25 protein-coding genes and 1 other annotated feature are annotated in these 25,038 nt (G+C 58.9%); of the genes, 16 read left to right on the top strand and 9 right to left on the bottom strand.

Features of this window, described 5'->3' with window-relative positions; translation table 11 throughout:
• The first annotated feature begins 42 nt into the window (after positions 1 to 42).
• The 4 genes from tsaE (at position 43) to upp (ending at position 2,431) form a co-directional block, all read left to right on the top strand.
• Positions 43 to 468: a tRNA (adenosine(37)-N6)-threonylcarbamoyltransferase complex ATPase subunit type 1 TsaE gene (gene tsaE, locus MTP43_RS10560; RefSeq protein ID WP_015536877.1), complete on the top strand. Its 426-nt coding sequence runs from the start codon at positions 43 to 45 to the stop codon at positions 466 to 468.
• Positions 465 to 1,175 (top strand): tRNA (adenosine(37)-N6)-threonylcarbamoyltransferase complex dimerization subunit type 1 TsaB, encoded by a 711-nt coding sequence (tsaB, locus tag MTP43_RS10555; protein ID WP_015536878.1) that lies wholly within the window; start codon positions 465 to 467, stop codon positions 1,173 to 1,175. Before tsaE ends, tsaB begins: the two co-directional genes overlap by 4 nt.
• A 41-nt stretch (positions 1,176 to 1,216) precedes the next feature.
• Positions 1,217 to 1,663, top strand: coding sequence for a ribose 5-phosphate isomerase B (rpiB, locus tag MTP43_RS10550; RefSeq protein ID WP_005920385.1), 447 nt, complete (start codon positions 1,217 to 1,219; stop codon positions 1,661 to 1,663).
• 141 nt (positions 1,664 to 1,804) lie between these two features.
• Positions 1,805 to 2,431, top strand: coding sequence for a uracil phosphoribosyltransferase (upp, locus tag MTP43_RS10545; protein WP_005920380.1), 627 nt, complete (start codon positions 1,805 to 1,807; stop codon positions 2,429 to 2,431).
• A gap of 56 nt (positions 2,432 to 2,487) precedes the next feature.
• On the opposite strand, the gene MTP43_RS10540 is transcribed toward upp, so the two are convergent.
• Both MTP43_RS10540 and MTP43_RS10535 read right to left on the bottom strand, forming a co-directional pair.
• Entirely contained in the window at positions 2,488 to 3,816 is a 1,329-nt protein-coding gene (locus tag MTP43_RS10540; RefSeq protein ID WP_117526745.1) for an MATE family efflux transporter, read from the bottom strand.
• A gap of 38 nt (positions 3,817 to 3,854) precedes the next feature.
• Positions 3,855 to 4,766: a pyridoxal-phosphate dependent enzyme gene (locus MTP43_RS10535; RefSeq protein WP_005920377.1), complete on the bottom strand. Its 912-nt coding sequence runs from the start codon at positions 4,764 to 4,766 to the stop codon at positions 3,855 to 3,857.
• 226 nt (positions 4,767 to 4,992) lie between these two features.
• Here MTP43_RS10535 and MTP43_RS10530 point away from each other — a divergent pair, with 226 nt between their 5' ends.
• The 8 genes from MTP43_RS10530 to uvrC all read left to right on the top strand — a co-directional run bounded on the left by MTP43_RS10530 (position 4,993) and on the right by uvrC (position 11,863).
• Complete coding sequence (locus tag MTP43_RS10530; RefSeq protein WP_015536880.1) at positions 4,993 to 5,376, top strand: sigma factor-like helix-turn-helix DNA-binding protein; 384 nt, start codon at positions 4,993 to 4,995, stop codon at positions 5,374 to 5,376.
• 26 nt (positions 5,377 to 5,402) lie between these two features.
• Entirely contained in the window at positions 5,403 to 6,758 is a 1,356-nt protein-coding gene (gene ffh / locus MTP43_RS10525) for a signal recognition particle protein (RefSeq protein ID WP_005920375.1), read from the top strand.
• A gap of 69 nt (positions 6,759 to 6,827) precedes the next feature.
• Positions 6,828 to 7,070, top strand: coding sequence for a 30S ribosomal protein S16 (rpsP, locus tag MTP43_RS10520; RefSeq protein WP_005920373.1), 243 nt, complete (start codon positions 6,828 to 6,830; stop codon positions 7,068 to 7,070).
• A gap of 17 nt (positions 7,071 to 7,087) precedes the next feature.
• Complete coding sequence (locus MTP43_RS10515; RefSeq protein WP_005920371.1) at positions 7,088 to 7,321, top strand: KH domain-containing protein; 234 nt, start codon at positions 7,088 to 7,090, stop codon at positions 7,319 to 7,321.
• Positions 7,322 to 7,549: 228 nt separating this feature from the next.
• A complete protein-coding gene (gene rimM / locus MTP43_RS10510; RefSeq protein ID WP_005920369.1) occupies positions 7,550 to 8,086 on the top strand; it encodes a ribosome maturation factor RimM in 537 nt (178 codons plus the stop codon).
• A gap of 3 nt (positions 8,087 to 8,089) precedes the next feature.
• Positions 8,090 to 9,337, top strand: coding sequence for a tRNA (guanosine(37)-N1)-methyltransferase TrmD (gene trmD, locus MTP43_RS10505; protein ID WP_097784995.1), 1,248 nt, complete (start codon positions 8,090 to 8,092; stop codon positions 9,335 to 9,337).
• 282 nt (positions 9,338 to 9,619) lie between these two features.
• Entirely contained in the window at positions 9,620 to 9,883 is a 264-nt protein-coding gene (locus MTP43_RS10500; RefSeq protein ID WP_005920365.1) for an HPr family phosphocarrier protein, read from the top strand.
• Between the two features lie 126 nt (positions 9,884 to 10,009).
• Positions 10,010 to 11,863 (top strand): excinuclease ABC subunit UvrC, encoded by a 1,854-nt coding sequence (uvrC, locus tag MTP43_RS10495; RefSeq protein WP_112121328.1) that lies wholly within the window; start codon positions 10,010 to 10,012, stop codon positions 11,861 to 11,863.
• 61 nt (positions 11,864 to 11,924) lie between these two features.
• Here uvrC and MTP43_RS10490 read toward each other — a convergent pair whose 3' ends face one another.
• The 5 genes from MTP43_RS10490 to MTP43_RS10470 all read right to left on the bottom strand — a co-directional run bounded on the left by MTP43_RS10490 (position 11,925) and on the right by MTP43_RS10470 (position 15,952).
• The gene (locus MTP43_RS10490; protein ID WP_097782479.1) at positions 11,925 to 13,031 is read right to left on the bottom strand and encodes an HAAS signaling domain-containing protein; all 1,107 of its coding nucleotides are present in this window, start codon (positions 13,029 to 13,031) and stop codon (positions 11,925 to 11,927) included.
• Positions 13,032 to 13,034: 3 nt separating this feature from the next.
• Positions 13,035 to 13,352 carry a PadR family transcriptional regulator gene (locus MTP43_RS10485; RefSeq protein WP_005920353.1) on the bottom strand — a complete coding sequence of 106 codons (318 nt, stop codon included), beginning with the start codon at positions 13,350 to 13,352 and terminating at the stop codon, positions 13,035 to 13,037.
• A gap of 220 nt (positions 13,353 to 13,572) precedes the next feature.
• Positions 13,573 to 14,400, bottom strand: coding sequence for a transporter substrate-binding domain-containing protein (locus MTP43_RS10480; RefSeq protein WP_005920351.1), 828 nt, complete (start codon positions 14,398 to 14,400; stop codon positions 13,573 to 13,575).
• A gap of 49 nt (positions 14,401 to 14,449) precedes the next feature.
• The gene (locus MTP43_RS10475) at positions 14,450 to 15,250 is read right to left on the bottom strand and encodes an amino acid ABC transporter ATP-binding protein (protein WP_005920349.1); all 801 of its coding nucleotides are present in this window, start codon (positions 15,248 to 15,250) and stop codon (positions 14,450 to 14,452) included.
• Between the two features lie 18 nt (positions 15,251 to 15,268).
• Positions 15,269 to 15,952, bottom strand: a complete 684-nt coding sequence (locus tag MTP43_RS10470; protein WP_005920347.1) for an amino acid ABC transporter permease — start codon at positions 15,950 to 15,952, stop codon at positions 15,269 to 15,271.
• 259 nt (positions 15,953 to 16,211) lie between these two features.
• On the opposite strand from MTP43_RS10470, the gene MTP43_RS10465 reads away from it, so the two are divergent.
• The 4 genes from MTP43_RS10465 to MTP43_RS10450 all read left to right on the top strand — a co-directional run bounded on the left by MTP43_RS10465 (position 16,212) and on the right by MTP43_RS10450 (position 21,487).
• Entirely contained in the window at positions 16,212 to 17,348 is a 1,137-nt protein-coding gene (locus MTP43_RS10465) for an NAD(P)H-dependent glycerol-3-phosphate dehydrogenase (RefSeq protein ID WP_005920345.1), read from the top strand.
• 226 nt (positions 17,349 to 17,574) lie between these two features.
• Positions 17,575 to 18,372: a zinc dependent phospholipase C family protein gene (locus MTP43_RS10460; protein WP_097782480.1), complete on the top strand. Its 798-nt coding sequence runs from the start codon at positions 17,575 to 17,577 to the stop codon at positions 18,370 to 18,372.
• A 43-nt stretch (positions 18,373 to 18,415) separates the two neighbouring features.
• Positions 18,416 to 19,672, top strand: coding sequence for an MFS transporter (locus MTP43_RS10455; RefSeq protein ID WP_097782481.1), 1,257 nt, complete (start codon positions 18,416 to 18,418; stop codon positions 19,670 to 19,672).
• 525 nt (positions 19,673 to 20,197) lie between these two features.
• Positions 20,198 to 21,487 carry an O-acetylhomoserine aminocarboxypropyltransferase/cysteine synthase family protein gene (locus MTP43_RS10450; protein ID WP_015536893.1) on the top strand — a complete coding sequence of 430 codons (1,290 nt, stop codon included), beginning with the start codon at positions 20,198 to 20,200 and terminating at the stop codon, positions 21,485 to 21,487.
• A gap of 247 nt (positions 21,488 to 21,734) precedes the next feature.
• Here the strand turns inward: MTP43_RS10450 and MTP43_RS10445 are convergent, their stop codons facing one another.
• Together MTP43_RS10445 and ftsH are read right to left on the bottom strand one after the other, a co-directional pair.
• Positions 21,735 to 22,349, bottom strand: a complete 615-nt coding sequence (locus MTP43_RS10445) for a hypothetical protein (protein WP_015536894.1) — start codon at positions 22,347 to 22,349, stop codon at positions 21,735 to 21,737.
• 173 nt (positions 22,350 to 22,522) lie between these two features.
• A complete protein-coding gene (ftsH, locus tag MTP43_RS10440) occupies positions 22,523 to 24,373 on the bottom strand; it encodes an ATP-dependent zinc metalloprotease FtsH (protein WP_015536895.1) in 1,851 nt (616 codons plus the stop codon).
• A gap of 319 nt (positions 24,374 to 24,692) precedes the next feature.
• Positions 24,693 to 24,959, top strand: a binding site (T-box leader).
• The last annotated feature ends 79 nt before the right edge of the window (positions 24,960 to 25,038 follow it).

Raw genomic sequence — 25,038 nt, 5'->3', positions numbered from 1 at the left:
GAGTGTCTGCCATCCCTTTTTTGAAACGATGAGGTAACCTTCATGTCAGAATATATCACCCATTCCCGCACCGAAACGGTGGCGCTGGGCAAGCGGATGGCCGCTGTGCTGGCTCCCGGGGCACTGATCGCCTTTACCGGCGGTCTGGGCGCTGGCAAGACCGCCTTTACCGAGGGTCTTGCCGAGGGTCTGGGCTGCACCGACCCGGTGTCCAGCCCTACCTTTGCCATCGTGAACTACTACCGGGGTCCGCGCCCGCTGGCGCACTTTGACCTGTACCGCATTTCCACCGAGAACGATCTGTGCGCGGCAGGCTTCTACGATTATCTGGATCAGGGCGCTGTGGTGGCGGCAGAGTGGAGCGAGAACTTTGCCGACCTGCTGGCGCTGGAAAACCCCATCCGGGTGAACATCGAACGTCTGGACGATACCACCCGCAAGATCACCATTGAGGGGGTGACGGTATGAATATTCTGGCCGTGGATACGGCGGGCAAGACCGCCGGTGTGGCTCTGCTGCAGGATGATCGCCTGCTGTACGAGGTATATCTGGACGGCGGCATGACCCACAGCGAAACGCTGATGCCCATGATCGACAGCTGCTTAAAGATGTGCGGGCTGACCTGTGCGGACATCGACCTGTACGCCGTCAACGCAGGCCCGGGCAGCTTTACCGGCCTGCGCATCGGGCTGGCCGCCGTCAAGGGGTTGGCCTTCCCGCGCGAGACGCTGTGTGCCCCGGTGTCTACCCTGGAAGCGCTGGCCGCTGCCCACACCGGCGAGGGTACGGTGCTCTGTGCACTGGACGCCCGCCGTGCACAGGTGTACAGTGCTGCATTTGACCTTGCCACCCACACCCGTCTGCTGGACGATGACGCCCGGGCGGTGACAGATCTGGCGGATTTTGTAGAAAATTGCAAAAAGCCTCTGTTTTTTGTTGGTGATGGCGCGGGTCTGTGCTATAATAAATACAGCAATGTGCCGGGCGTGCTGCAAACACCCCCGGCGCTGCGGGGCGGCCGTGCCGCTGCCGTAGCACTTGTGGCAAAGCAGATGGCCGCAGCCGGGCAGGCTGTGCTGCCGGAGGCGCTGCTGCCGGACTACCACCGTCTCAGTCAGGCGGAGCGGGAGCGGGCGGAGCGTCTGGCTGCCGAAGCCGCAGCAAACAAACAATAAAAGCGGAACTGTGACCACTCACAGGGAAAGGACGTTTTTCCATGGCAAAACCCATCGCACTTGCCGCCGACCACGGCGGATTTGAACTGAAAGAGGCTGTCAAGGCACATCTGGAAGAGCTTGGTCTGGAGTATATCGACTTTGGCACCCACAGCACCGACAGCGTGGACTACCCCGATATGGCTGTGCCCGCCTGTGACGCAGTGGTGAGCGGCCAGTGCGAGAAGGCACTGCTGTTCTGCGGCACCGGTGTGGGCATCAGCATGGCAGCCAACAAGATCAAGGGCATCCGCGCCTGCTGCTGCTCCGACAGCTTCAGCTGCGAGTATACCCGCCGCCACAACGACGCCAACGCCCTGTGCATGGGCGGCCGTGTAGTGGGCGCAGGCCTTGCCTGCCAGCTGGTGGATATCTTCCTGAACACCGAGTTTGAGGGCGGCCGCCATCAGCGCCGCATCGACAAGCTGACCGCACTGGAAAACCGCTGATTGAAATTTTTGTAATTTCACAGAGAAGCCTGCGCTGCAAGCTTCTCTGTGAAAAAAAGCTATTTGTGCGCCCACCGGGCGGGCAAGGCCACAGATCAGTACCCGATAGAATGTTCTATATAAATTAAGGAGCGTGTTTTTATGACCCCGATGATCGTTGAACATCCGCTGCTGCAGCACAAGATCAGCCTGCTGCGCAACAAACAGACCGGCACCAAGGAGTTCCGTGACCTCGTTGGCGAGATCGCAACGCTGCTGTGCTACGAGGCTACCCGCGATCTGCCGCTGGAAGAGGTGGAGATCGAGACCCCCATCACCATGGCAAAGACCAAGGTGCTGGCAGGCCGCAAGCTGGCTCTGGTGCCCATCCTGCGCGCCGGCATGGGTATGCTGGACGGTATGCTGACCCTGCTGCCCGCTGCCAAGGTCGGCTTCATCGGCCTGTACCGCGACGAAAAGACCCTGCAGCCCGTGGAGTACTTCTGCAAGCTGCCGCAGGATATCGCCGAGCGTGACGTTCTGGTGCTGGATCCCATGCTGGCTACCGGCGGCAGCGCCATCGACGCCATCACCCAGATCAAGAAGCACGGCGCAAAGCGCATCAAGTTCATCGGTCTGCTGGGCGCACCGGAGGGCATCAAGGCTCTGCACGAGGCACACCCCGATGTGGACATTTATCTGGGCGCACAGGACGACCGCCTGAACGAGAATGGCTACATCGTGCCCGGTCTGGGCGATGCAGGCGACCGTATCTACGGCACCAAGTAAAACATATCTATAAAAAACAATGCCGGAGCATCAGCGCTCCGGCATTGTTTTTTATCTTACATCTCGCTGCTGCGCAGAAAACGCACCAGCAGGGGCAGCTCGTACAGCAGCATCAGCAGCCAGCCCACGGCGTAGCTGAAGGGCAAGGCTTCGATGTCCATCTTCATCACCAGCACAAACAGGGCGGCGGCAGCCACACGACCGCCCATGTTCAGCATACTGCTGTTCAGGGTGACCTTCAAATCGCCCATGCCCCGGAAAAAGCCCTGAATGCCGTTGGTGGCGGCGGGCATCAGATAAAACAGCGAGATGGTGCGCAAGAACCGCACGCCAAGGTCCACCACAGCAGGGTCGGCGGCAAACAGCCGGATGATGGGCTCGGCAAACAGCAGGCAGACACCGGTAAGTAACAGCGCATAGACGAATTCGATGCGCATACCGCAGTGGTAGCCCTGCCGTACCCGGTCGGTCTTGCCTGCGCCCCGGTTCTGCGCCATCAGGGTGGTCATGGCGTGGCCAATGTTCTGCTGCGGGGTGTAGGCGAAGTCGTCGATGCGGGAGGCGGCGGTAAAGGCCGCCATGGCGTTGACGCCCATGGTGTTTACGATGGCCTGCACCGCAATTTTGCCCAGCTGCACCGTGGCCTGCTGCATCGCGCTGGCCCAGCCGTAGCTCACGGTCTTGCGCAGCAGCTTGCCGTCATACACCAGCCACCGCCTGCCCAGCTGTAAGATTGGTACCTTATAGCGGATGTACACCACGCACAGCAGGCAGCAGGCGGCCTCGCTGAGCACGGTGGAAAGAGCGCAGCCCTCGCTGCCCCAGCCCAGCGCCTCCACAAAAAACAGGTCGCCGCCAATGTTCAGCACCGCACTGATCATCAAAAAATACAGTGCGCTCTTGCTGTCGCCCAGCGCACGCATGGTGGCGGCAAGGAAATTATAGAAGAAGGTGAAGATCAGTCCCGCAAACACGATGCGCAGATAATTCACCGCAATGGGCAGAATAGCCGCAGGCACCTGCAGCAGCCGCAGCAGCGGGTCTGCCAGCAGCACGCACAGGGCAGAGAAGGTCAAAGAGAACACCGTGCCCGCAATGGCAGTGGTGGATACCTGCCGCTCCACCAGCTTGGTGTCCCCCGCGCCAAAGGCGGTGCTGACCAGAATGCCCGCGCCCAGACACATCCCGTTGATGAACAGGATGGCAAGGGTCATCAGGGGGTTCGAGGTGCCCACGGCAGCCAGTGCATCCTCGCCCACAAACTTGCCCACGATGATACTGTCGGCGGCGTTGTAGGTAAGCTGGAACAGGTTGCCCAGCACCAGCGGAATGGTAAATTTGATCAGCAACGGCGTAATAGCGCCGCTGGTCATGTCCTTGGTCATGAAAAACGTCCTTCTTTCCTATTGATAGAAGCGGCCGCTTATACGATGCTGGCGCGTCCGCTGAAAATGGCCAGCGCCGCGCGGCTGTTGCAGTTGGCCAGCAGCTGGGCGGCGGCGTGCAGGGCAGCACCGGCGCTGACCGAAGCGGGAATGGCATCGGTGCGCAGCACCTGCTGGGCAGCCCGCTGGGCGTCCCGGCTGGCCACGGCAGAAACGTTATCCACCACATAGCTGTTGTAGTTTTCCGGCACGATGCCGTAGCCGATATCCGGGATGCCGTGGGGGCCGGTAAGCCCGCCGCCCAGCACCTGATTTTCATACGGCTCCACCGCCACGATGCGCACATCGTTCGTCCATGCCTTGATGGTCTCGCCCACGCCGGTCACTGTGCCGGCGCTGCCCACCCCGATGGTAATGGCGTCCACAAGGCTCTGGTTCTGCCGTGCAATGCTTTGCACGATGGCAGGGCCGGTGACCCGGCGGTGGTACTCCGGGTTGTCGTCGTTGGCAAGCCAGTTCATATAGTACCAGCCGTTCGCGGCGGCGGTCTGCGCCGCCAGTGCCCGTGCCCCGGCCAGACCGCTGCGGGCAGGGCTGTGCCGGATCTGTGCACCCAGCCGCAGCAGGTATTCCTGCCGCAGGGCAGGGGCATCCTCCGGCATCACCAGCACGATGGGGTGCCCGGCGGTCAGGCTGGCCAGCGTCAGGGCGGTGGCAAAGGGGCCGGAGGCCGCCTCGATGATGGGCTGCCCCGGGGCAAGCTGCTTTTTTTCAATGGCAAGGGCCAGCATCCCCTCGGCAAGGCCGTCCCGGGCGGTGCCGGTGGGGCCGTTAAAATCCAGATACGCGTACAGATGCCCCTTCAGCCCGCAGGCGGCGGCATAGCCCCGCAGCTCCACAATGGGGCAGGCAGTGGTAAGGGTCTGGTAAAAATTAGAGTAGATCGGCACAAGGGCACTCCTTTCTCTTGGGATACAACACTATTATCCTAACGCAAAGCCCCCGGCTGCGTCAAGATGCCTTTTGGCAAAAACAGCGAATTTTGGGCAGATATTTCAGAAAAAACTCCAAAATCCCCTTGACAAGGGGCAGGGGTTCTGGTATACTCCATCCGTAAAGCAAAAAAACTTTACAACACAGCAAGCACAGACAGCAGAGCACCGGGGGTCAACAGCAATGGCAAAAGATCTGGAAATGGGGTATCTGCTGGATTTTTATGGCGAGGTGCTTACCCAGAAGCAGCGCGAGATGCTGCGCCAGTATTACAACGATGATCTTTCGCTGAGCGAGATCGGCGAAAACTTCGGCATCACCCGGCAGGGCGCACGGGACGCCATCAAGCACGGCGAGACCACCCTGAAGGAACTGGAAGAAAAGGTAGGCTTTGCAGCCCGCTACCGGCGGGTACAGCAGAAGCTGGAACAGCTGGAACAGCTGGTCATTGACACCCGGTTCGAGTGCACCGGCCCCCGCGCCAATATCACCACCACGGAATATGTGGAAACGCTGACAAAAATGCTGGAGATCATCCGCTCGATGGATGAAGCAAACGAAAGCTGATCGAATTTTGAAAGGAGCACCGCACAATGGCATTTGAATCCCTGACCGACCGCCTTGCCGGTGTATTCAAAAAGCTGCGCGGTCACGGTAAGCTGACCGAGGCAGATATTAAAGCCGCCATGCGCGAGGTGCGGATGGCTTTGCTGGAAGCCGATGTCAACTACAAGGTTGCCAAGGACTTCTGCGCAAAGGTGTCCGAGCGCGCCATGGGTCAGGAGGTCATGGAAAGCCTGACCCCCGCCCAGCAGGTGGTCAAGATCGTCAATGAGGAGCTGGTAGCCCTCATGGGCGGCAGCGAAGCCGCCCGCCTGAACATCAAGAACAAGGGCCAGACGGTCATCATGCTCTGCGGCCTGCAGGGCAATGGTAAAACCACCCATGCGGCAAAGCTTGCCAAGTTTTATATCAAGCAGGGCCGCCGCCCCATGCTGGTAGCCTGCGATATCTACCGCCCTGCGGCTATCGACCAGCTGCAGGTGGTGGGCAAGCAGGCCGGTGCACCGGTGTTCACCCTGCCCGGCGCAAAGCCGCCGGAGATCGCCCGTAAGGCACTGGCACACGCCAAGGACTACGGCAACGACATCGTTATTCTGGATACGGCAGGCCGCTTGCAGATCGATGAAGTGCTGATGCAGGAGCTGGTGGACATCAAGGCTGCCGTTCCCGTGGATGAGACCCTGCTGGTGGTGGACGCCATGGCCGGTCAGGATGCCGTCAATGTGGCCAAGACCTTCAACGAGACGGTGGGCGTGGATGGCATCATCCTCACCAAGACCGATGGCGATACCCGCGGCGGTGCAGCGCTTTCCGTGCTGGCCGTTACCGGCAAGCCCATCAAGTTTCAGGGCACCGGCGAAAAGCTGGATGATCTGGATGTGTTCCACCCGGACCGCATGGCAAGCCGCATCCTTGGCATGGGCGATGTGCTCAGCCTGATCGAGCGCGCACAGGATGCCGCTGACGAAAAGGCCGCCGAGGAGACCGCCAAGCGGTTGATGGAAAACAAGTTCGATATGAACGATATGCTGGAGCAGTTCGCCCAGATCCGCAAGATGGGCGGCGCAGGCGCGATGCTCAGTATGTTGCCCGGCGCATCCGGTATCGATGCCAGCCAGATCGACGAAAAAGCCTTTGACCGCATCGAGGCCATGATCTATTCCATGACCAAAGAGGAGCGGGAAAAGCCCTCCATCATCAACCCCAAGCGCAAGCGCCGCATTGCCGCAGGCAGCGGTACCCGCGTGGAGGACGTGAACAAGCTGCTCAAGCAGTACGAGATGATGCAGAAGATGATGAAACAGTTCAAGAAGAGCCCTAAGGGCTTTGCCCGCCGTCTGGGCGGCATGATGGGCAACCCCAACGCCTTCCGCGGACTGAAATAACAACGGTATACAACCCCGGCGGGGTTTGTAACATATATCAAAAACAACAATTTTTGGAGGATATCTATTATGGCAGTTAAGATTCGTCTGCGCCGCGTTGGCGCCAAGAAGGCCCCCTTCTACCGTGTTGTCGTTGCTGACAGCCGCTTCCCCCGCGATGGCCGCTTCATCGAGGAGATCGGCACTTACGATCCCAACAAGGAGCCCTCTGAGGTGAAGATCGATGCCGAGAAGGCAAAGCAGTGGATCGCTAACGGCGCTCAGCCCACTGATACCGTTCGTGTCCTGCTGAAGAAGTCTAACGTTCTGTAAGTAGGGAGGGCTGACTCATGCAGGAGCTGTTGCTGGCAGTTGCCCGCGGTCTCGTGGAGGACAAGGACGCCGTCAAGGTTACGGTGGACGAGCCCCGCGAGGACGGTACCATCGTCTACCACCTGAGCGTGGCAGAGGGAGATATGGGCCGTGTCATCGGCAAGCAGGGCCGGATCGCAAAAGCCATTCGTGTGGTGATGCGCGCGGCTGCTGTGCGGGTCGATGAAAAGGTCCTTGTTGAGATCGACTGAGCACCCTACTGGCCCTTTGCCCTTGCGGCAAGGGGCCTTTTTGGTTATAGAAAACCCTCTCAGGCGCTTCGCGCCAGCTCCCCCGAAAGGGGGAGCTTGGAGCAGACTGTACACAGGAGCATTCTGAACAAACAAGCAATACACCACCTCTTCGTCAAAAAGCTCCCCCCTCGGGGGAGCTGGCAATGCCGCAGGCATTGACTGAGAGGGTTCTTACAGGAGAAAACGATGCAGCAATATCTGGAAGCCGGAAAAGTTGTTACCACCCACGGTGTGCGCGGGGAAATGAAGCTGGAGCTTTGGTGCGACGGGGTGGATTTTTTGAAAAAAGTAGGCCGCCTGTACCCTTCGGCGCAGGGCGGCAAGGCGTATAAGATCCTTTCCATCCGTCCGCAGGGGCAGATGGCGCTGCTCCAGCTGGAGGGGGTCAGCGATATGGACGCCGCCCGGGCGCTGCGCGGGCAGGTGTTCTACTTTGATCGCAACGATGCCACCCTGCCAGCAGGCCGGTGGTATGTGGCGGACCTTATCGGGTGTGAAGTGCGGGACGCCGACACTGGCAAGGTGTACGGCGTGGTGACCAGCGTGGACCACCCGGGTGCGCAGGATATCTACACCGTCAAGGCACCCGGCGGCAAGGAATATATGTTCCCTGGGGTGGACGCTTTTTTGAAAGAGCGCAACCCGCCGGAGGGGTATATCCTTGTCACCCCCATCCCCGGTCTGCTGGATGACGATTTTGACAGCGAGCGGGAGGAGGAGTAAGCCATGGGAATGCGTGTGGACATCGTGACTCTGTTCCCGGAGATGTGCCAGCAGGTGCTGGATGCCAGCATCATCGGCCGGGCAGCAAAGCGGGGCTATATTGAGACCCACTGCCACCAGATCCGGGACTATACCCTGAACAAGCAGAAGCAGACCGACGACTACCCCTACGGCGGCGGCTGCGGCATGGTGCTGTACGCCCAGCCCATCGCGGACTGCCTGCGGGCAGTGCAGCGCGAGGTGGCCGAACAGGGACGCCCTGCCCCGCATATCGTGTTTCTGACGGCGGGCGGCCAGCGCTACACCGAGGAGCACGCAAAGCGCTTGGCTGAATATGACAACCTGACGCTGGTCTGCGGCCACTACGAGGGCATTGACGAGCGTGTCATCGAAGCTTTTGCGGACGAGGAGATCTCCATTGGTGATTATATCCTGACCGGCGGCGAGCTGGCCAGCCTTGTTGTGGCAGACAGCGTGCTGCGCCTGAAGCCCGGCGTACTGGCCGAGCAGAAGGGCTACGAGGAGGAAAGCTACTGGGACGGCCTGCTGGAATACCCCCAATACACCCGCCCCGAGGTGTGGGAGGGTCGTGCTGTGCCCGAGGTGCTGCTGGGCGGCGACCATGCAAAAATTGACGCGTGGCGCGGCGAGCAGAGCCGCACCCGCACCCGTCTGCGCCGCCCGGAGCTGTACGAGCAGTGGTGTACGAGCCACCCCATTGCCGAAGTGCCAAAGTGGAAGCGGGGCGAGAATGTCCGGCTGGTAAAGACTGCCGAGCAGTTTGCTGCCGCCGCAAAGCTGTTTGCCGAGGGTCGGCAGGCTGTCTGCGCCGACAACTGGACGCCGGAATACTGCCGCACTCTGACCGAGCCGCAGTTTTTGCTGCAGTTGCAGCAGGAAAAGGCGGCGGGCTGGGTATGCTACCTGCACACCACCAAGGACGTGCCGGACGGCATGGTGTGCGTCAGCCATAAGGCGGGGCATATCGAGCATTTGTTCGTCACGGAAAAAGCCCGGGGCAACGGCATCGGCGCAAAGCTGCTGGATTTTGCCCGCAAAAAGCTGCCGGAGCACGCACACCCGGTGCTGAGTGTGCTGAACACCAACACCCGCGCCATTGCGCTGTATACCCGCATGGGCTGGCAGCTGGACGGCAGCACCAGTCTGGAATTTGACCCGCAGCAATACCCCACCGTGACGCGTAAATGCGCACTGGTGCAGATGCGCTACGCAGGCCCTGTGCAGGAGTGAGCCGGCACCGGAAATGTCGGTGAAAATACACAAAATTCAGGGCAAAACTCCCCGGCGGTCTAAAAGTTGTTGAAAACTTTTGTATTACCCCTCTAACCTTCGGGGCATAATTTTATTGTCTTTGTACAAAACCTGAAAAATGCTCCCTGTTTCATTGGGAAAAGCGCCAAAAATGCAAAAGGGGACTGTACAACCGTTTCGACTTGCGCTAAAATGAGTGTAACACAACAGGCACACTATGCTTTTGTACACCAAAACGATATTAGATAGGAGCGCTTTACTATGTACGTAAAAGAAGTTACCGTTGAAAATCAGGTTGGTCTGCACGCTCGTCCGGCTACCTTCTTTATCCAGAAGGCAAACGAGTTCAAGTCTTCCATCTGGGTCGAAAAGGAAGAACGCCGCGTGAACGCAAAGAGCCTGCTGGGCGTTCTGTCTCTGGGTATCGTTGGCGGCACCACCATCCGCATCATCGCTGACGGCGCTGATGAGCAGGCTGCCGTGGACGGCCTGATCAAGCTGGTGGAGTCCGGCTTTGCAGAGTAAGTCTGTATCACAAGCAACAGAAAGCGGCGGGGGCTCCCTGCCGCTTTTTTGATAAGCTTTTTACCGGGAGCAAAGGGCTTTCCATTGCAGGACGCCCCATCCCACAAATACGGAGGAAGGTGCTGCATGACTAAGGCCGAACTCTATCAAAAAGCCTGTATGCTGCCGCTGCTGCCCGGGGTGTATATCATCCGGGACAAAAGCGACACCATCATCTATATCGGCAAGGCCAAGCGCCTGCGCATCCGGGTAAGCCAGTATTTCCGCGAGGGCGTGCCCCACGATAACAAGGTCAGCCAGATGATCGCCCACGCCTACGCCTTTGACGTCATCGTCTGTCAGAGCGAGTTCGAGGCACTGGTACTGGAAGCCAGCCAGATCAAGGCGCACACGCCCAAGTATAACATCCTGCTCAAGGATGACAAGGGTTATAGCTATATCCGCGTCACCCGGGAGGACTGGCCGCGCCTTTCCTTCACCCTGCAAAAGGAGGAGGACGGGGCGGAGTATATCGGCCCTTACACCTCCAGCTTTGCGGCGCGGCAGATGGCAGAAACGGCCATGGATGCCTTTTTGCTGCCGCGCTGCTCCAAACGCTTCCCGCAGGAGATCGGCAAAGGACGCCCTTGCCTGAACGCCCATATCGGCAAGTGTATGGCAGTGTGCAGCGGAAAGATCAGTTGCGAGACCTACAATCAGGCGGTCAAAAACGCGGTGCACCTGATCCGCTACGGTAAAAAGGATATCCTGAAAACCCTCAATGAGCGGATGCAGGAGGCCTCCGACCGGCTGGAATTTGAGACCGCCGCTCTTCTGCGGGATCAGATCAACGCCATCACCAAGCTGACGGCAGGGCAGAAGGTGGTGGTAGACCCGGACGTGGAGATGGACGTGGTGGCGCTGGCCGGTACGCCGGACAGCGTGTGCGCGGCGGTGCTGCGCTTCCGGGAGGGACGGCTGACTGACAAGCGGGAGTTTTTGTTCCACGATACCTCGGATATCGACGCGGTGCGGGAGGAATTTCTGCCCCGGTACTATCTGGACGATGAACAAATTCCCAAGATCATCGCGGTGGACGCACTGCCGCCGGACGTGGACGCCTTGCAGCAGGCGCTGAACCAGAAACGGGGCAGCGAGGTGCAGCTGTATGTGCCCCAGCGGGGCGATAAAGCGCATCTGGTGGAAATGGCGCACACCAACGCGGTGGAGCGTCTGGCGCGGGAGAGCGGCCGCTACGCCCGGGAAGAAAAGCTGCTGGACGAGCTGGCGCAGGTGCTGGGGCTTTCAAAGTCGCCCCGCGCCATCGAGAGCTACGATATCTCCAACTGGGGCGATGGCAGCAGCGTCTGCGGCATGGTCACCTTCAAGGATGGCAAGCCCTTCAAGGCGGGCTACCGCAAGTTCAAAATGAAAACCGTGGCGGGCACGGACGACTATGCCTCGCTGGCAGAGACCGTTTCCCGCCGGGCGGCAGAGTACGAAAAATACGCTGCACAGGCTGAAAGCGGTCAGTCCAGCGGCAACTGGTTCGGGCAGAAGCCGGACCTTTTGCTGATGGACGGCGGCAGGGGACAGGTGAGCGCCGCAAAGGAGGCGCTTGCCGGTACAGCGCTGGCAGATGTGCCGCTGTACGGCATGGTAAAGGATGACCACCACCGCACCCGCGCCATCGTGGACAGCGACGGGCGGGAAATTGCCATCAACATGAACCGCGGTACCTTTACCTTCATTACTGCCATTCAGGACGAGACCCACCGCTTTGCCAACGCCTACCGCAAGCAGCAGATGAAGCAAAAAAGCTACTCCTCCACCCTGACCGAGGTGCCGGGCGTAGGCCCTAAAACAGCCAAAGCCCTGCTGACGCAGTTCAAGAGCGTGGGCGCGGTGAAGGACGCCACCCCCGACCAGCTGGAAAACACACCTGGTGTGGGCAGGCAGCTGGCACAGACCATCTACGATTATTTTCACAGGGAAGCATAAAAACACCCCCGGCATCCGTTTTCGTTTCGTTCGGATGCCGGGGGTATTCTGCGTTTAGGGGTCAATTCGTATAGGAGATGGAGAGATCGCCGGTGGTGGTACTGAGGGAGATTTTACGAGAGGGATTGGCCTTGCCATCCTGGATGGAAGTGCCCATAAGCCCATTGGTGACGAGGGTATAGTCCGAGGCACTGCCCTCCAGGGTCAAGGCGGCCTTGCCAAGGGTGACCGAGATGTTGACATCCTGAGCACCGGACAGCATACCGATGGTGCAGTCCCCCATGGCAAGTTCGGCATCGAATTCCGGTGCGGACAGATGGTCAATGTGACAGCCGCCCATGGCAAGATCAAAATCTGCATCCTTCACAGTTAGGCTGTCGGCAGAGACGCTCCCCATGGCAAGTTCCAAATCCAGTTCATCCAGAGAGAGGGTGCCAAGGTCAACGTCCCCCATAGCAAGATCAATGTCCACCTCATGCAGGATATTTTCCGGAACGGTAATGGTGAGCAAAGCGCTGTCGGAATCAGGGAGAGCGTTGTATTTGGGAATATGGTAGGAAAACTCTGTGGTCCCAGCTTTTTCGCTGGAATGGGTGAGGTACCGGGTCCTAAAGCCATCAAACTGCAGCGTGATGTCAGAAGCATTTGGGTCAACAACAAATAGAACGGTACCATAATCCAACTTCAGGGATAGCTTATCGTGGACCATCTCAGCAGAGAGGGAGAATGTCAGACCGTCTGAGGCAGAAACGGAATCCACGGCCTGCGGTTGAGTGCTCTCAGCTGACACTTCCGCAGAGGAAGCAGGAATTTCCGAGGCAGAAGAAACGGGCTCCACCGGCTGTACCGGGGTGGCCTTGGAGTGCTGGAAGAAAAAGCAGGCCAGCACCAGCACCGCCAGCCCGCCGCCCAGCACCATGCGCCAGCGGGAATGCGGCTTGCGTGCAGGGGATGCCGGGGCGGCAGAACTGCCTGCCGGGGTCTGCTCATCCAGAATTTTGCGAGCGACCTCCTCGGGGCTGCCCAGCTCCGCAATGGCGCGGGCTTCGTTTTCCGGCCCGGCGGCATCCAGATAATCTTCGTAATAGCTCAAAGCGTCCTTGCGCTCGGCCTCCGGCAGGGGAGCCAGAAGCTGTTCCAGCGCAGCAAGAAATGCAGTACGGGTCATAGATCATTCCACCTCTCTGAAAAATGTGTCAATGGAAGAACGGTAGCGGCTCCACTCCTGCGCGTAGGCGGCAAGCTGCGCCCGCCCGGCGGAGGTGATCTGATAATAGCGGCGGTTGCGGCCATTGAAGGGCGCATCGTAGACCGTGAGCAGCTGGTCTTTCTGCAGCCGGCGCAGCACCGGGTACAGGGTGGATTCGCTTAGCTCCAGCGTGTGGGTGACCTGTTGGGTGATCTTGTAGCCGTAGGTACCTTCCGGCTCCTGCGCCACCACGGACAGCACAATGGCATCCAGCAGCGCGGCACTGATGGGAAAACTCATGCAGGAACAGCCTCCTTTCGGTAGGGTGTGTTTCTATAATATTATATATCATATAATATTGCATAAGTCAATAGAGAATTTACCCTCTCAGTCTCGCTGCGCTCGCCAGCGCCCCCGAAGGGGGGAGCTTTACCGCACGGACTGGCAGATAACAAAAAAGCTCCCCCTTTCGGGGGAGCTGGATGCGAACGAAGTGAGCAGACTGAGAGGGCCGAGCTTCTCAGTTTTCAGAAGAGATATCCTGTCCGAAATACTTCTCGCTCAGGGTCTTTAAGGTGCCGTCGGCGCGCAGCTCCTCAATGGCGGTGTTCAGCGCGTCCAGATAGGCGGTGTCCTCGCTCTTGAGCACCGGGATGGCCACATGAGAGGCCTCGGCAGTCTGCGCCACCAGCTTGAAGTCTGCGTCCGGGTGGACGTTCAGGTAGTCGTAGAAGGAAACATCTGCGTTCAGGGTGGCATCAATGCGGCCGGCGGTCAGCAGCTGGATGGTCTCCTCCAGCGTGTCGATGCCCTGCACGGTAGCGCCGTAGCTTTCGGCCAGCTCCATGTAGGTGGAAGCCAGACTGTTGGCGGTGGTCTTGCCCTTCAGGTCCTCAAAGCTGTGGATATCCTCGTTATCCTTGCGCACCGCCAGCGCAGTGTGGATGTAGCCGTAGGGGGTGGTAAAAGCGTAGGTCTTGGCGCGCTCCTCGGTTACTTCCACGCCGTTGCACACCATGTCGTAGCGGCCTGCGTCCAGACCGGCAAACAGGCTGTCCCAGTCGCTCTCCACATACTCCGGCTCCACGCCCAGCTTTTCGGCAATGGCGCGGGAGACCTCCACATCGTAGCCCACCAGCGTGTCGGAAGCATCGTGGTAACTCCACGGCTGCCATGCGCCCTCCAGCGCCACCACCAGCTTGCCGCTCTTCTGGATGCTGTCCAGCTTGTTCAGCGGTGCGGAGCTGGCAGTACTGGCGGCGGTGTCCTTGGAAGAGCAGCCGGTCAGACTGAGCACACCGGCTGCGGCCATAACACCCATCAGAGAAATAAAGGTTCTGCGTTTCATAAGTAAAAATTCCTTTCTGTCGTGAAAAAATGCAAAAAGAGAAGTGGTTTTATTCCGTATGGGCGATCCTGCGCAGGAAGGCCCGGGTGCGCTCCTCCTTGGGGGATGCAAAGAACTGCTGAGAGGGTGCCTGCTCCACCACCACGCCGTTCTCCATGAACACGGTCTTGGAGGAAACGTTGCGGGCAAAGCCCATCTCGTGGGTGACCACCAGCATCGTCATACCCTCCTCGGCCAGCTGCCGCATCACGCTGAGCACCTCGCCGGTCAGTTCCGGGTCAAGGGCGCTGGTGGGCTCGTCAAAGTAAATAATTTCCGGGTCGGCGGCAAGGGCACGGGCAATGGCCACCCGCTGCTGCTGCCCGCCGGAAAGCTGGCGGGGGTAGTAGTCGGCGCGGTCGGCAAGGCCTACCTTGGCAAGCATCTTCATGCCGATCTCATCCGCCTGCTCTTTGGGCAGCTTACGCGCTACGATCAGCCCTTCGGTCACATTCTGCAGGGCGGTCTTGTTGCGGAACAGGTTGTAGTTCTGGAACACAAAGGCCGTCTTTTTGCGCAGCCGGGCAATGTCGGCGCGGCTGGCATGGGCAAGGTCAAAGCTTTCGCCGTCAAACACCAGCTGCCCGGCATCGGCAGTCTCCAGAAAATTCAGGCACCGCAGCAGGGTGGTCTTGCCGGAGCCGGACGGCCCCAGAATGGCCACCACATCGCCCTTTTCCACGGTCAGGTCTACGCCGCGCAGCACGGGCAGATCACTGATGACCTTCCGTGCACCGGGGCGGTGGAAAAGGCCGGGCTTTGCGTAGGTGCGAAAGGTTTTTTGCACATTGCGGATCTCTAACATAGCCATAGGTGCGCACCTCCCTTTTTACTGGAAGCCGCGGGCGTTGAGCTGACGTTCCAGCAGCGCCTGCAGCTTGGTGATGACGGTACAGAACAGCAGATACACCACAGCCACCTCACAGTAGATGGGCAGAAAGATGTAGGTGCGGGCGGCTACCCGCTGCCCGGCCATGAACAGCTCTGCCACCGTGATATTGGACGCCAGCGAGGTGTCCTTGATCATACCGATAAGGGAGTTGGACAGCGCAGGCACAGCGGTGCGCAGTGCCTGCGGCAGCACGATGCGGCGCATGATCTGCCACCAGCTCATGCCCACACAGTACCCGGCCTCCAGCTGCCCCTGCGGTACGCTTTCCAGCGCACCGCGCATGGTCTCGGCGCAGTAGGCACCCTCGTTGAAGGCAAAGGCAATGACTGCCGCCGGAAAGGCGTTCAGCATGATGCCCACGCTGGGCAGGCCGTAAAAGATGATGAACAGCTGTACCAGCAGCGGCGTGCCCCGGATGACCCAGATATAGAACCGGGCGATCTGCCGCAGCACCGGCACATTGGCGTACTGCACCAGCGCCACCGCCACTGCGATGATCATGGCAAAAAAGAAGGAGAGAAGGGTCAGCGGAATGGTCATGGTCAGGCCTGCCGTCAGGATGCGGGGCAGCGCCTCCATCAGCACGCTGACCGTGCGGTTGGATAAAAGTGCTTCAAACATCGTTTTTTCCTCAAAATAAAATGCGCAGACCGGCAAGGCTTTTGCCGGCTAAAGCAGTATATACCTTAAAGTAGGGTCAAAGTCAAGAGACTGAATCACAAATCCCTACAAAACCTACCAGAATACTATAATAGCATGAAATGCCCCGCAGCGCAAACAGTTTGCACAAAACGTGTGATGTGCCCGAAAAATTGCATAAACTTGTTAAATATTTGTGCAATGCGGCAGATGCTTGACGCTGTGGGCGCTTTCGTGTACAATGAACATAACAGTGCGCGGGTGCGGGGCAACGGCCCGGCGCGGCGCAAATCCACCGGCAGGGGCTTGCCCCTTGCCCGGTGCAGACACGGAGGATACGAACGTGAAAAAGTTTAGTATTGGTGTTCTGGGTGCAGGCACCTGGGGCATGGCTCTGGCACGGATGCTGACCGTCAGCGGCAACGATGTGCAGGTGTGGTCGGCCATTGAGGCCGAGGTGGACAACCTTTCCACCACCCGGGTGCACCCCAATCTGCCGGGAATGGTCATCCCGCAGGAGCTGCGTTTTACCAAAAGCATAGAGGAAGTGTGCACCGGCAAGGACGTGCTGCTGTTTGCGGTGCCGTCGGTGTTCGTGCGCGCCACGGCGGCCAAGGCGCGGCCCTATATCCGCTCCGGCCAGATCATCGTGGATGTGGCAAAGGGCATTGAGCCCGATACCTTATATACCATGACCGAGATCCTTGCCGACGAGCTGAGCCACGAGAACGGCCCCCGGGCGGTGCGTCTGGTGGCGCTCAGCGGCCCCACCCACGCCGAGGAGGTGGCGCTGGATCTGCCCACCACCATCGTTTCCGCCAGCCCGGATCTGGAGGCTGCCGAGGTAGTGCAGGAGGTGTTCAGCAACACCTGTATGCGCGTGTACACCAACACTGATATCAAGGGCGTGGAACTGAGCGGTGCTATGAAGAACGTCATCGCGCTGGGTGTCGGCATCTCCACCGGCCTTGGCTACGGCGATAACGCCCGCGCCGCTCTGATCACCCGCGGCATTGCCGAGATCGCCCGGCTGGGCGTGGCCATGGGCTGCAATGTCCAGACCTTTGCGGGTCTGGCCGGTATCGGCGATCTGATCGTCACCGCCACCAGTATGCACAGTCGCAACAACCGCGCCGGTATCCTGATCGGCAAGGGCGAAAGCCCGGAGCAGGCTGTGAAGGAGGTCGGCATGGTGGTGGAGGGCATCAACGCCCTGCCCGCCGCCATGGAGCTGGCCGAGAAGTACCATGTGGAAATGCCCATTGCCCAGACGGTGAACGCCATCGTCAAGGAGGGCATGAGCGCCAGCGATGCGCTGCGCAACCTGATGTCCCGCGACCGCAAGAGCGAGATGCCGCAGGGCTATGAGAGCGTGTGAACCTGAAATAATCGAAAAGAGGCTTCCGGAATGTCTGCGGGCATTCCGGAAGCCTCTTTTATTTGGCGGGAGGTACAGCAAAATTATTAAAACTTTTTACAGAAAACAGACACAAAAGGGTAGAAGGTCGGCAAACTTTCTGCTATACTGGAAACGATAGAATTTTTGGTCAGTGCAGCCGGAACAGAGCGGCGGGCGCTGGCACTGCAAGAAGGAGGAATGAGAAATGCCCTCTACCTACGCACACCGCCGCTTTGGCGCAAATGTGCTGGACCATCTGCCCGCGCCGCTGCGGGAAAAGCTGGAGGCGCACCGGGAGCTGTACGATATCGGCCTGCACGGGCCGGATGTGCTGTTCTATTACCATGCGGAAAAGTCCACCCCGGTCGCCGCGCTGGGCAACGCCATGCACGACGAGCCGGGCAGAACGTTCTTTGACCGGGCACGGCGGGTGGTGCACGAGGAAGCCGACCGCGAGGCTGCGCTGGCCTACGCGCTGGGCTTTGTGTGCCATTTTGCGCTGGACAGCACCTGCCACCCCTTTGTGGAACAGTTTACCCGAGAGAGCGGTGTGACTCACTGTGAGATCGAGACCGAGTTCGACAATATGCTGCTGCGCCGGGACGGCTATGACCCGCTGACCTTCTTTACCGCCAGCCATATCCACCCCAGCGCAGAGAACGCCCGGGTTATTGCGCCATTCTACAAGGATATTTCGGAGCAGACCGCACTGGAATCCCTGAAGGGGATGATCCTGGTGCATAAGGTGCTGCAGGCTTCGAACCCGGTCAAGCGCTGGGTGGTGCTGACCGGCATGAAGGTGCTGGGCAAGTACGATGGGATGCACGGCCTTGTGGCAAACCCGCAGCCGAACCCGCAGTGCACCGAGAGCAACCGCAAGCTGGATGCGCTGTACGCCAGGGCGCTGCCGCTGGCAGAGCGGCTGATCTTAGAGTATGTGGCAAAGCTGGACACGGACGAGCCGCTGGACGCCGCCTACGACCATACCTTTGGGGAGTTTTAAAAAACGCGCCGCCCGGCGGTGCAAAGAGGACAAGGGAAATACGATGAAAACTGAAAAATTCAAGGTGACACCGCTGGAGCGGGCATGGATCCTATACGATGTGGGCAACTCGGCCTTTGTGCTGATGATTGCCACGCTGGTGCCCATCTTCTTCAATGCGCTGGCCGAAGCCGGCGGCGTGAGCAAGGTGGACTATCTGGCCTACTGGGGCTACGCAAGCTCCATCGTTACGGTGGTCACCGCCATTCTGGGCCCCATTCTGGGCACGCTGGCTGACACCAAGGGCTTTAAAAAGCCCATCTTCATGCTCTGCCTCTTTGTGGGCGTCATCGGCTGCTGCGCCATGGGTCTGGCGGGCACTTGGCTGGCCTTTCTGGTCATTTTTATCATTGCCAAGATCGGCTACTCCGGCAGTCTGGTGTTCTACGACTCCATGCTGGGCGATGTGACCACCCCGGAGCGGATGGACATGGTGTCCTCCCGCGGGTACGCATGGGGCTATATCGGCAGCTGCGTGCCCTTTGTGGTCTGTCTGGCGCTGGTGCTGGGCAGCAGTGTGGTGGGGCTCAGCCAGATGACCGCGCTGTCCATCGCGCTGGTCATTACTGCTGTGTGGTGGCTGGCGGTCACCCTGCCGCTGCTGAAAAAGTACCGCCAGATCAACTATGTGGAGGTGGAGCAGCACGCCATCCGCCAGAGCTTTGTGCGCATTGGGCAGACCCTGAAGCATCTGCCGCAGGACAAGCAGGTGTTCTGGTTCCTGCTGGCCTTCTTCTGCTACATCGACGGCGTGTATACCATCATTGATATGGCCACTGCCTACGGCACGGCACTGGGGCTGGATACCACCGGCCTGCTGCTGGCGCTGCTGGTCACTCAGATCGTGGCTTTCCCTTCGGCGCTGATCTTTGGCCGCCTGAGCCAGAAATACGCGTCCAAGACCCTGATCCCGGTGTGCATCGCGGCCTATACCGGCATTGCCGTCTTTGCCTTCTTCCTGAAGAGTCAGTGGCAGTTCTGGGTGCTTGCCGTGGTGGTGGGTATGTTCCAGGGCGGTGTGCAGGCGCTGAGCCGCAGCCACTTTGCCAAGATCATCCCGCAGGAAAAATCTGGCGAATACTTCGGCCTGTTCGACATCTGCGGCAAGGGCGCCTCCTTCCTTGGCACCATGATCGTCAGCGTGGGCAGCCAGCTGACCGGCAGCGCCAACGTGGGTGTGGGCTCCATTGCCATCCTGTTTGTCATCGGCTTTGTGCTGTTCAGCATTTCCACCCGGACAGAAGAGACAAAGCAGGTCTGACCATTTTATGAAAAAACGAAGCCCGGAGCGTCCGCAGACGTTCCGGGCTTCGTTTTTGTTCAGAGGGGTCGCTGTACAAAATGCTGTCGGACGCGGGCGGCACAGGCAAAATTATCATGCAAAAAATACATCCTTGAAAAAAGTGGAATTAACCTATTGACAAACTAGGTAGAACGGGATATAATGCAAACATCCAATCCACCAGTCTTGTAGGGAAATGAAACAGAGGTTCCCCGGCAGGTGGTACATAGAGGAATGGAAAAGTTTTACCGGAAGGAGGGCACAAAGATGAAGCTGATCTGGAAAGAACTGCTGCACGCAAATTATCGCTGTGGGCGAATGCATACCAACCGGGCACCGGCATCGGATGTGTACTGTATGTTGCCCTCGGCTGTGCGAATGTGCACCCGAATGTGACAGCAGTAGCTCCGGTAGACCACACTGCCCGGTGCGCCTTTGAAAACGCATCGGGATTTTTTATACACAATAATAATACTTTTGGTATATAAAGAGAGGTAAATAACAATGTCTGAATATAAATTTGAGACCCTGCAGCTTCATGTCGGTCAGGAGCAGGCCGACCCCGCCACCGATGCCCGTGCGGTGCCCATCTACCAGACCACGTCTTATGTGTTCCGCAACAGCCAGCACGCCGCCGACCGCTTCGGTCTGGCCGATGCAGGCAACATCTACGGCCGTCTGACCAACTCCACGCAGGATGTGTTCGAAAAGCGCATCGCAGCGCTGGAGGGCGGCGTGGCAGCACTGGCTACCGCTTCCGGTGCAGCCGCCATCACCTACACCATTCAGGCACTGGCACAGGCCGGTGACCACATCGTGGCACAAAAGACCATCTACGGCGGCAGCTACAACCTGCTGGCGCACACTCTGACCCAGTTCGGCGTCAACACCACCTTTGTGGATGCCCACGACCTTGCACAGGTGGAGGCCGCTATCCAGCCCAACACCAAGGCTGTGTATCTGGAGACGCTGGGCAACCCCAACAGCGATATCCCGGATATCGACGCCATTGCCGCCATCGCCCACAAGCACGGCCTGCCGCTGGTCATTGATAACACCTTCGGCACCCCGTACCTCATCCGTCCCATCGAGCACGGCGCAGACATCGTGGTGCACTCTGCCACCAAGTTCATTGGCGGCCACGGCACCACGCTGGGCGGCATCATCGTGGACAGCGGCAACTTCGACTGGAAGGCCAGCGGCCGTTACCCCAACATTGCCGCCCCGAACCCCAGCTACCATGGCGTCTCCTTTGCGGATGCCGCAGGCCCTGCCGCTTTTGTCACCTACATCCGCGCTATCCTGCTGCGTGATACCGGCGCTACCATCTCCCCCTTCAACGCCTTCCTGCTGCTGCAGGGCACCGAGACGCTGAGCCTGCGCATTGAGCGTCATGTGGAGAACACCAAAAAGGTGGTGGAGTTCCTTGCCAACCACCCGCAGGTGGAAAAGGTGAACCATCCCTCGCTGCCGGATCACCCGGATCATGCCCTGTACCAGAAGTATTTCCCCAACGGCGGCGCATCCATCTTTACCTTTAACATCAAGGGCGGCCGCGAGGAGGCCTTTACCTTCATCGACAACCTGAAGATTTTCTCTCTGCTGGCCAACGTGGCGGATGTGAAGAGCCTTGTCATCCACCCGGCCTCCACCACCCACAGCCAGCTGACCGATGCCGAGCTGGCCGAGCAGCAGATCTACCAGAACACCATCCGCCTGTCCATCGGCACCGAGCACATTGATGATATCCTTGCCGATCTGGAAGCCGGCTTCGCAGCCGTCCGCGGCAAGTAAGCAGCGATTCTCTTTCCCGCAAAGGGAATGTGATCTTCCTTTTATTCCTGTCCAAGTCTCCATAAGTGTGCGACAAGACCCCCGGCTGCCCGCCGGGGGTCTTGTCATCTCGTTTATCTTTTACGACCCAACCCGTGAAAATGCAATACCGGAGCGTCCGCAGACGCTCCGGTATTGCTCTAATAAAAATAATTTTTCCTTGCATCATGCCCAAAGCGCAGGCGGCGGGCATTTCAAACCGTCTTACTCAGCGGCCGATCAGCAGGTCGCGGCGGCAGCGCAGACCCACAGAGAGGGTAGCATTGCTGCCCAGATGCCGCAGGGTGACGCGGGTGCCGGACTTCTGTCCCTCGCACAGCAGCGAGAGGTTCAGAGTGGTGGTGTTCTTCTCGGTCACCAGCACCAGCGTTTTCACGCCGTTGGCCTGCAAAGTCTGCATATCCTCGATGGTGGTGCGGAAAGTAGCCACCTCGGCGGGGACGTCCAGCGTCAGCACGCCGTCCTTCTGGCGGGCGGTGTACAGCAGCTGCTTGCCCAGCAGACCCTTGACGGTGTAGCGTGCCTCGGTCTTTGCGGTGTCGGCCAGCTCATCGCCGGAGATCAGCATGATATTGCCCTGAATGGGATTGCCCTCCGGGGCACCGTAGCCGCCGTAGCTGGGGTCTTTTTCGCCCACGGCAACGTCACCGCTGTGCAGTGCGATGTCACCCTGCACCATCTGCTCCTGCGGGGGCAGATAGCCCTCCACGCAGGTGGAATCCACCTCGGCGGCAAATGCACCCACGCTCAGCATGGCAGCGGCACACACCGCCACAGCGGCACAGCTCAGGGTACGGACAAACTTTTTGTTCAGCATCTTCATAGGAAATACCTCCTGAAAACGGCAGCCGCAGGGACTGCCTTGTTTTTTTGCATCATAATCTTTTTTGGAACCATGGTTCAGCTGCGGCGCATTCACAATGGAAAACCGCCGTATCTGCTTTGTAAACGGATACGGCGGCCGGATTATTGCAAAAGATTCAAAAATTTTTATTTTCAGGGATTTTCTGGTTTATTTTCGGTGTCGTCGCGGTTGAGGATATCCATGAACTCCTCGCCGGTGATGGTCTCTTTCTGGTACAGGTACTGGGCCAGTTCGTCCAGTTTGGCGCGGTTCTCGGTCAGGATGCGGATGGCCTTTTCGTGCTGGGTCTTGACCAGATCTACCACCTTCTGATCGATCTCGCGCTGGGTCTGGGCACTGCAGGCCAGCGAGGTATCGCCGCCCAGATACTGGTTGTTCACGGTCTCCAGCGCCACCATGTCAAATTCATCGCTCATGCCGTAGCGGGTCAGCATGGCGCGGGCAAGTTTGGTGGCCTGCTCGATATCGTTAGACGCGCCGGTGGTGATAGAATTGAAGGCTACCTCCTCGGCGGCGCGGCCGCCGGTCAGGGTAGCGATCTTGTTTTCCAGCTCGGCCTTGTTCATCAGGTAGTGGTTGCCCTCGTCCACCTGCATGGTGTAGCCCAGTGCGCCGGAGGTGCGGGGAATGATGGTGATCTTCTGCACCGGGGCAGAGTTGGACTGCTTGGCTGCCACAAGGGCATGGCCGATCTCGTGGTAGGCTACGATGCACTTTTCGTGGTCGGTCAGGATGGAGTTCTTCTTCTGGTAGCCGGCAATGACCACCTCGATGCTCTCCTCAAGGTCGGCCTGCGTCACGCTCTTGCGCCCTGCCCGTACGGCACGAAGAGCAGCTTCATTCACAATGTTGGCCAGCTCTGCGCCGGAGGCACCGGAGGCCATGCGTGCCACGGTGTTGAAGTCCACACCCGGGGCGATCTTCACCTTTTTGGCGTGTACCTTCAAAATTTCTTCGCGGCCCTTCAGGTCGGGCAGCTCCACGGGCACACGGCGGTCAAACCGGCCGGGACGGGTCAGGGCAGGGTCGAGGGAATCCGGGCGGTTGGTAGCCGCCAGAATAATGACACCGGTGTTGCCCTCAAAGCCGTCCATCTCGGTAAGCAGCTGGTTCAGGGTCTGCTCGCGCTCATCGTTGCCGCCAAACTGGCCGCTGTTGCGCTTCTGGCCAATGGCGTCGATTTCATCAATGAATACGATGCAGGGTGCTTTTTCTTTGGCCTGCTTGAACAGGTCACGCACCTTGGAGGCACCCATGCCCACGAACATCTCCACGAACTCCGAGCCGGAGATGGAGAAGAAGGGCACGTTGGATTCGCCTGCCACGGCCTTGGCCAGCATGGTCTTGCCGGTGCCCGGAGGGCCTACCAGCAGAATGCCCTTGGGCATGGAGGCGCCGATCTCCTCGTACTGCTTGGGGTCGTGCAGATAATTGACGATCTCCTGCAGGTTCTCCTTGGCTTCGTCCTCACCGGCCACATCCGCAAAGCGGATGCCGTGGGTGGACTGCACATACACCTTTGCGTTGGATTTGCCCGCGCCGCCAAACATCATGGAGCCCGGGCCGCCGCCTGCTTTTTCCATCAGCTTTTTGTTCATCTGGTTGCCGATGAAGCTGAACAGCAGGATGGGCAGCACGAACCACAGCAGAAAGCTGAGCACCGGCGAACCCTGCTCCACGATCTCGCTGGAGAACTGTGCACCTGCGTCGTACAGGCGCTCGGTCAGACTGGGGTCGTTCATCAGGCCGGTCTTGTAGATCTGCTTGTTGTCCTTATCCGTAAAAATGATCTGGTTGGACTGGATATCCACCTTGCCGATGTTTTCCTGCTCGGTCATGCTCATAAAGGTGCCGTAGTCTACCTCCTGCACCTGACGCTCGGCCAGCCACGGCATGACCACAAGGTTGATGACCAGCAGCACCAGCAACACGATGGCATAGTAGATAGCCAGCGGCTTTTTGGATGGCTTGACTTCTTTCATGGGATGTTCCTCCTTCTATATAAAGTGGGCTTCCACCCGTTTGCTGCGTCCAGTATACCACACCTTACCGCCTAGCAACAGCGCAGCGAGGGCAACTTTGCAAAAACTTAGCAGTTTCTTAACAAAGAGGGCTAAAGCCGCTCAGTTACCATATTATAGGTGCGCAAAGGGCTTGCCGGATGAGGGGGCAGGGGAGCAACGACCTCAATTTTGCATGATTTACCCCATGGTATTGTGAAATGCTTTCATCTTTATCCTGAACGAAACTTCTTGACACTTTCTGGCAGTCGTGCTAAAATTATCTCACTTTCAACAAAGTGCAAATGCGTTGACAGGGATAAAACGATCTTTCTTCTGCGTGCAGAGAGCCGCCGGGTGGTGCAAGGCGGGTGCAGAGAACTTCGGATACTGGCCCCCGAGCGGCAGAACTGAACGGACAAGTAGGTTCTGACGGATGCCCACCGTTACAAGGGCAGCGATTCGCTGTTTTGGCCGATCGTGCAAAGTGGCTGTACCTGACCGTGCAGCAAGGAGAGTGGTACCACGGGTGCCCTGTAAAAGCAATTTACAGGCTCTCGTCTCTCAAGGTTTTCGCCTTGAAAGACGGGAGCCTTTTTGTATGCGGATACCCCTTCAGGCATCGCTACGCGATGCCAGCTCCCCCA

The organism is Faecalibacterium sp. IP-1-18 (assembly GCF_023347355.1).
Taxonomy (GTDB): Bacteria; Bacillota; Clostridia; order Oscillospirales; family Ruminococcaceae; genus Faecalibacterium; species Faecalibacterium prausnitzii.
This window is presented reverse-complemented; position numbering and strand designations above follow the sequence as displayed.